The sequence below is a fragment of the Rhodococcus sp. ENV425 genome (assembly GCF_002887785.1).
Lineage (GTDB): Bacteria > Actinomycetota > Actinomycetes > Mycobacteriales > Mycobacteriaceae > Rhodococcus > Rhodococcus aetherivorans.
The window spans coordinates 1-7,568 of the sequence record NZ_PCZU01000106.1 but is presented as its reverse complement, the minus strand read 5'-3'; the positions used below and the strand labels follow the sequence as shown (position 1 = coordinate 7,568).

The following is a 7,568-nucleotide window of genomic DNA, read 5'->3' as shown; positions in this document are numbered from 1 at the left end:
CGGCAGCGGGAGCGGCGGCGGCCGGAACGGCCTTCTTGGCGCCCGGGGCCTTGAGCCCGCCCTTCATCTGCAGTCCGCCCGGCTTGGCGGCCGGGGCCGCGGGAGCCTCGGCCGCGGCACCGTCGCCGGCTGCGGGAGCCTTCGCGCCCGGGGCCTTCAGGCCGCCCTTCATCTGCAGCCCGCCCGGCTTCGAGCCGGGAGCCTTGGCGGCACCCTTCATCTGCAGGCCGCCGGCCGGGGCCGTCTTGGGGGCCGCCGGGGTCGCGGCCGCCTCCTCGATCTCCTCGACGCGCTCCTTCTCCACCGTCTCGGCGGTCGCCTCCGAGGCCACGGCGGCCTCCGGGGTGCCGGCGGTCGCCACCGGTTCCGCGACGGGCCGCTCACGCGGGATCACCTTGATGTTCTCGCTGAGCGTCGCGGGCTCGAGACGGGTGATGGAGTCGAGCATGAGCTGGGCGACGTCGACGACCTCGACGCCCTCGCCTTCGCCCTTCTCCTGACGCGCGGTGACACCGTCGTTGAGCATGACGCGGCAGAAGGGGCAGCCGGTGGCGATCTTCGACGGATTCGTCGACAGTGCCTCGTCGACGCGGTCGATGTTGATCCGCTTGCCGATCTTCTCTTCCATCCACATGCGGGCACCACCGGCACCACAGCACATGGACCGTTCGCCGTGCCGCGGCATCTCGGTGAGCTTCGCGCCGGACGCCGCCATCAGCTCACGCGGTGCGTCGTACACCTTGTTGTGGCGGCCGAGGAAGCACGGGTCGTGATAGGTCACGTCCTGGCTCACCGACGCCACCGGCACCAGCTTCTTCTGCCGCACCAGGCGGTTCAGGAGCTGGGTGTGGTGCACGACCTCGTAGTTCCCGCCGACCTGGGGGTACTCGTTGTTGAGCGCGTTGAAGCAGTGCGCGCAGGTGACGACGATCTTGCGCCTGGAGTCCTCGACGCCCTCGAACACCGAGTTCAGGGTCTCGATGTTCTGCATCGCGAGCTGCTGGAACAGGAACTCGTTGCCCGCGCGACGGGCCGAGTCACCGGTGCAGGTCTCCTCGGCACCGAGAACCATGAACTTCACGCCGGCGGTCGCGAGCAGCTCGGCGACGGCCTTCGTGGTCTTCTTGGCCCGGTCCTCGTAGGCGCCGGCGCAGCCGACCCAGAACAGGTACTCGTAGTCGGCGAAGCTGTCCGCGTCCTGGCCGAACACCGGAACGTCGAAGTCCAGCTCGGAGATCCAGTTGAGCCGGTCCTTGGCGTTCTGGCCCCACGGGTTGCCCTTGTTCTCGAGGTTCTTGAACAGACCCGCGAGCTCGGACGGGAAGTCGGACTCGATGAGCACCTGGTAGCGGCGCATGTCGATGATGTGGTCGACGTGCTCGATGTCCACCGGGCACTGCTCGACGCAGGCGCCGCAGTTGGTGCAGCTCCACAGCGTCTCCGTGTCGATGACGGGCGCGAGCTCGCCCTCGACGGTCTCGCCGACCAGCTTGCGATCGGCCTCGGCCAGGGCTGCCGCCGGGATCTTCCCGAGCTTGGCCTCGTCCGCGTTGCCCTCGGCGTCGACCAGGCCGACCTCGTCGCCGCCGAGGTCCTTGCGGCCACCGGCGAGCAGGTAGGGCGCCTTGGCGTAGCCGTGGTCGCGCAGCGAGGTGATGACCAGCTTGGGCGACAGCGGCTTACCGGTGTTCCAGGCCGGGCACTGCGACTGGCAGCGACCGCACTCGGTGCACGTGGTGAAGTCGAGCCAGCCCTTCCAGGAGAAGTCCTCGATCTGGCCGGCACCGAAGGTGTCGGTGTCCGGATCGGCCGTCTCCATGTCGATGGCCTTGCCCTTCGACGTCATCGGCTTCGCGGCGCCGAGGGCGACGCCACCGTCGTCCTCGCGCTTGAAGTAGATGTTGAAGAACGCGGCGAAGCGGTGCCAGGCGACACCCCACGTGATGTTGCGGCCGACGACGTACAGCCAGACCATGCCGGACATCAGCTTGACGAACGCGAAGATCGACACCATCACGGCGCTCGCCGGCAGCAGCTTGGCAAGGTTCATCGTGAAGAAGTCGGTCCACGGGTTGGCGTGGCCGTAGGTCGCGATCTTGCCGGCCTTGACGAAGATCATGCCGAGGCCCTCGATGAGGACGACGGTCTCGACGAAGTACGCGGCCCGGAAGTCGGAGCCGGCGAAGCGCGAGAGCCGCGCGGGCTTCCGCGGGTGGTTCAGCTGCCGGATGATGATCAGCGCCGTGATTCCGATCACGGTTCCGAGGCCGAGCAGTTCGTCGATCAGGTGATAGACGGCGGTGTTGCCGATCAGCGGCCAGTGGAACGCCGGGTCGAAGGTCTGGCCGTAAGCCTCGAACCAGACGATCGCGCCGAGCATGAAGCCGACCATCACCAGCCAGTGGGCCCAGCCCACGGTGCGGAACTTACTCATCCGGGTGTGTGCGACGAACTCGACGAGCATCTGCTTGAAGCGCGGGAAGAACGGCCGCCACCGATCCGGAGCCGGCTGGCCGATCCGGACGACGTTGACCATCTTCATCGCGCCACCGATGAACGAGTACCAGCACACCAGACTGAGCAGCACGCCGATCGTGCCCAACGTGATCGTCAGGGCATTCATAGGTGGCCTTTCGTGTCGGGGGCGGCAGCGCGCCGCCTGGTATAAGCCCACGCATCCTAACCCGAACTAAGTTACCAGCCGGTAGCTATAGGAAGTTACCGGCCGGTAGTCTAGTCTCGCGGTGCTGCGGCGCGGTGCTGAGCAGAGGTCGACCGCGTGGGGGGCGGCCGAATTGCCGCATCGCGCCGTAGCGTGAGTGTCCGCTCACGTTAAGCGTTAAACCTTTCGACTCATTGAGTCAGGCAAACCTAACGTGCGGTAGCTGGTCACGCTTCGGCATACGTACTCGTGAGTCCGGCAACGGAGTGGCAACGGATTCGGTACATTCCGGACGCGAGGATCCGTGTGATGTCGGTTATGATGCTGCGCGAGATGTGCTTCGCGCACCCGCGATCAGGGCCTACGGTGCGCAGGGGCACATTGGTGTCAGAACTTGGGGGGCGTCCGTCGGGGGCGTGCGCCGAAGTCACAGAACGGAATCGAATGAAGTTCAGGAAGCTCGCCGCCGTCGCGGCGATGACCATCGCCGCCGTCGGCGTCACCGCCGGCACGTCCTACGCCGCACCGGCGGTCACGGCACCGGAGAAGATCAACTACGAGACCAAGGCGGAGGGCGACTCCGTCGTCACCGTCATCGACGCCGGCTCGTTCGCCGTGTCCGGCGACGGCAAGAGCGTCGAAGTGCAGAACGACAAGGGTGACACCGTCATCAGTCTGCCGTTGGCCATTCAGCTCGGCGACCTGCAGCTCCCCTTCGAGCGGGAGATCAGCGAGGACGGCAAGACCCTCACCCTCACCCCGGTCACCGACATGTCCCAGGCCACCCCGGTCGCCCCCGAGGACAAGGTGACCCCGGGTCTGACGCCCGTGGCCCTGAAGCTGCAGGATGTCGCTTCGCCCGAGGAGAACCTCAAGGCGCAGCAGAACTTCATCTCGCAGGTGGGTATGGCGACCGCGATCGGTGCTGTTACGGGCGCCATCATCGGCTGCATCATCGGTGGCATCGTCGGTATCCCGGCGGCTGTAGTCCCCGGCTTCATCGGTGGCTGCGCCGCTGGTGGTGCTGCTGGTGCAACGATCGGCACGTTCGTTGCGGGCGGACCGACCGCGGTCGTCGCGGGAATCGGCCTCGTGCAGGATCTCATGGCGCCTCCTGGAACCACCCAGTGGGCTGAGTAAGAATCCTCAGCTTTACATCGGCCCCGTCACCGAACTTGGTGACGGGGCCGATCGCGTTTATGAGTTACAGAGTCACCATCGCAGCACGATGAGCTGGAGGAGATTCACCACCACCTCGCCCATCGCAACAATCAGGTCTAATGCGGGGGGGACAAGTACCGCTGACAACAGTCACTCACCTTCTCGTCGAACCGCCGTCAACGGACGCCGGGATATGCGACGGTCCGGCCGCGGAGCACACTCCGTGGCCGGACCTCTGGACCTTCAGGATCCTAAACCGGTCGGCTGGTTTCCCGTCGTCTCGCTCGGCGCGACACGCCGCACAGCACGAGGGCCCGCCTCCGGCCGGAGGCGGGCCCTGGTGGAGCTCTCAGGGAGCGGCGATCACCAGGTGCGCATGCGCAGCCCGGGGTTCTCGGCGAGGACCGCGGAGATCGGCGTCGCGAACAACTCCGGCGACTCGCCCAGCAGGCCGCTGACCACGCCGGCAATCTCGCACATGCCGTACTGACCGACGTTGGAGGCGCTGGAGATGCCCAGGGCCAGGGTGCCGGTGACGATCGTGCCGCCGCTGTCGCCCTGCAGGGCGCACAGGTTGGTGGAGAAGCCGTTCTCCAGCACGCGGTGGCCGACCTCGACGGTCTGGCCCGAGGCGGTCACGACACCGCAGCTGTAGCCCGAGCGGACGCCGGACTTGCACGCGGGCGCGCCGACGACGGGCTCGGCGACGCCGGTGATCGGCAGCGGCGCCGCCAGCGGCACCCGCACACCGTTGTTCTCGAACCGGCCCTGGGCCTCGGCGGTCGGCCGGATCACGGCGTAGTCGCGGCCGTCCAGGCTGGTCTTCTCGAAGGTGCCGAGCTGCTGGCCGAGCTCCTCACCGAGCAGCTGGTACACCTTCGACGCGAACTGGGTGCCGGCGGACGGCCGGTTCGGGTCGCAGTGCCCGGCGGTGATGTTGACCGGGCGGTCCGAGCTGTCGACGGCGTTGAAGCCGAGCGAGCAGCGCAGGCCCTCCCCGGCGCCGAGCGCGGCGTAGGCGTCCCCGCCGAACAGGGCCGTCGGGGCGGCGAGGTCGGCGACGGGCCGCAGGTCGCCGGCGGCCGGCTCCGGGACGAGCGGCGCGGGCGCGAACAGCACCCGGGCACCCTGCAGGAAGTCGGGCAGCCGAATCCCGGCGACGTTCTCGGTGCGCAGCACGACGTCGTTGTTCACGACGTCGATGGCGACGCCGCGCACCAGGTCGGCGACGGCGGGCGGCTGGGTGGCCAGCCAGTCGTTCAGCGCCTTCAGTTCGTCGCGCAGCTGCGTCTCGGTGCGGTCGGTGTCCTCGACGGTGAATCCGGCGTCCTCGGCGGCCTCGCGGGCCGCGTCGTAACCCTCGCCCTCGGTCAGCCCCACCTTCGGCGTGCCGTCCCGCTCGAGCCACACGCCGGAGAACACGGCAGCGAACTCCTCCCGCGCCGATTCGGCGAAGCGGGCCAGCTCCTGGCTGCGGGCAGCATCCGTCAGGTACCGCTCGGGGCTCATCTGCAGGTCCCGGGCCAGCGCCTCCACGAGTTCGTTCGGCAGCGCCGTCGCCTCGATCGGGGCCGGGTCGGCCTGTGCGATGGCGGCGGCAGGGCCGAGCAGCATGAGCGCTGCCGAACCGTAAACCGCTGCTCGACGGGCGAAGGAGCGTCGCATGGATGCCTTCCTCGTTGATCTCCGCGACGGTGCGCGAAGATGCCGGCCCCGGGCGGGCCGGTGCTGGACGGGACGATCATATGGGGTCGGCCGCGCGAACACCCAGCCGCGCGGCGTGGCGCGGGACCGGTCAGGCTGCAGCGCCGGTGCGCACCCGCGCGCCGGTCTCGGCCTCGATGTCCTGGATCGAGATGCCCAGGCTGGAGGTGCCACCCTGCGGTGCGAGGACGAGGTTGGCCTCCACACAGTCGGGGGCGCCGGAGCTGTTGGAACCGCTGATCACGCCGAGCGCGAGGGTGCCGGTGACGATGGCGCCGCCGCTGTCGCCGGAGAGGGTGCAGGCGGTGGTCGCGAAGCCGCGGATCGTGGTGCTCGTGCCGTCGGCACGGACCAGCTGGGTCTCGATCCGGTCGGCGGCGACGATGCCGCACGTGAAGTACGACGACTGTCCGGACTTGCACACCGGGGCGCCGGCGACGGGCGCGGCGGTGCCGGTGACGGTCAGCGTCGAGCCGTTGCCGCCGCGGATGACGGGCCGGTTCAGGCCGACGTCCTCGCCCGCCTGGTCGAGGCCGATGATGCCGTAGTCCAGGGTGCTGCCCTCGCCGACGGTCGAGCGGGTGAACGCGCCGATCTTCAGGCTCTCGTCGATGTTCTCCCGGTTGGGCAGGTAGACGGTGGAGCCGCCGTCCTCGCGGGCGACCGCGTCGCAGTGGCCGGCGGTGATGTTGGCGGCCGATCCGTCGGCGTCGACGGCGTTGAAGCCGAACGAGCAGACACCGATGCGGTCGAGCGGCGTCGAGCGGACGTCCCCGTCGGCGGTGATGTAGGTGTCGCCACCGAGCGGGCCGGGCTCGTTCGGCGGCTGGCCCGGGGTGAGCATGACCTGGACGTTGGCGATGAGCGTCGGCAGGTTCAGGGCGCGGCCGGCCGGGCTGTTGGCGATGTCGACGATCAGGCGGTTGTTGAACACGTCGATCGACGTCGCGTTCACCTGGGAGGACAGTTCGCGGGGGAGCGCGGCGACCCAGCGGTTCAGCTCGGCGAGGGACTGCTCGAGCCCGTCCGCGGACACCGGCGCGACGGTGACGTGGTAGCCGTCGTTCTCGGCCTGCCGGGCGGCGTCGGGGTTGGTGACCGCGACGACGGGCCGGCCGTCGGTGCCCAGCCATGCCCCCGCGAAGTCCTCCGGCCGTTCGGCACGGAAGCTGCGCGCGTAGTCCGCGAGTTCCTGCGCGCGTTCGGATCGCGCGAGGTACTCGTCGGCGCTGATCTTCAGGTCGCGGCTGATGGCCTCGACGAGTTCGGCGGGCAGTTGATCCGCGGGCAGCTGATCGGCCGGGGCGGCGTGGGCGGTCGCAGCGAGCGGCCCGGCCAGCAGCAGTGCCGACGCCGCCGCGACGACGACACGGCGAACGGTGGTACGAGCAGCGGCGCGCGACGCCGACGAGTGACGCATGGGGGCCCTTCGAGAATGGGTTGACGGGTTTCGTGCGCGGTCGTGCCGCGGAAGCGGACACAACCGTGTGACAGCGTACGGGACGGGGAGGGTCACCCTGCCGCCTCGGAACCGGTCGTGTCCGTTGGGTCCGGTTCCGTGGTTTCGGGGGGCGTCGACGTTGACGTCCCGGTCGGCGCGACGGTCGTGGGGGTCGTCGTCCGGGCGGGCCGGTCCCGTTCGCGGGTGGCCTCGCTCGTGGTCGGTGCGACCGTGGTCGACCGCGTGGTGGTGGACGGGGCCGGCCGGGACATCGTGGCCCGGGCCGATGTGCTCGGCGGCGCGGCCTCGACGGCGGTGCCGGGGGCGGGGGTGAGCGCCACGAGCCCGGAGTCGACGGTGGCCGGCGCCGCGTCCGGGGCGGTCGTCGTGGTGGTGGTGGCGGTACCGGTCGGGGTGCCGGTGCTCGGGGGCACCTGCACCGCGCTCGACAGCGACTCGTAGGCGGCGCCCGCCTCCCGCACGGGTGTGTCCGCGGGGGTGTCCCGCAGCGAGAACACCAGGGCGCCCATCCCGACGAGCAGCGCGACGGCCGCCGCGACGGCGCCGCCGACGACCAGCCGGTTGTGCGGGGCCCGGTCC

Annotated in this window: 4 protein-coding genes and 1 pseudogene; 1 reads left to right on the top strand and 4 read right to left on the bottom strand. The window is 69.7% G+C overall.

Going from position 1 to position 7,568, the window contains the following annotated elements; translation table 11 throughout:
* A partial coding sequence (locus tag CQZ88_RS08645) for a (Fe-S)-binding protein (RefSeq protein ID WP_102799603.1) occupies window positions 1–2,623 on the bottom strand: 2,623 nt, incomplete at its 3' end.
* A 483-nt stretch (window positions 2,624–3,106) separates the two neighbouring features.
* On the opposite strand from CQZ88_RS08645, the gene CQZ88_RS08640 reads away from it, so the two are divergent.
* Window positions 3,107–3,802, top strand: coding sequence for a hypothetical protein (locus tag CQZ88_RS08640; RefSeq protein ID WP_102799602.1), 696 nt, complete (start codon window positions 3,107–3,109; stop codon window positions 3,800–3,802).
* Between the two features lie 384 nt (window positions 3,803–4,186).
* Here the strand turns inward: CQZ88_RS08640 and CQZ88_RS08635 are convergent, their stop codons facing one another.
* The 3 genes and pseudogenes from CQZ88_RS08635 to CQZ88_RS08625 form a co-directional block, all read right to left on the bottom strand.
* A complete protein-coding gene (locus tag CQZ88_RS08635; protein WP_102799601.1) occupies window positions 4,187–5,488 on the bottom strand; it encodes a S1 family peptidase in 1,302 nt (433 codons plus the stop codon).
* Window positions 5,489–5,618: 130 nt separating this feature from the next.
* Window positions 5,619–6,947: a S1 family peptidase gene (locus tag CQZ88_RS08630; protein ID WP_065922207.1), complete on the bottom strand. Its 1,329-nt coding sequence runs from the start codon at window positions 6,945–6,947 to the stop codon at window positions 5,619–5,621.
* A gap of 92 nt (window positions 6,948–7,039) precedes the next feature.
* Window positions 7,040–7,568, bottom strand: a pseudogene (locus tag CQZ88_RS08625) (hypothetical protein); the annotation flags it as partial.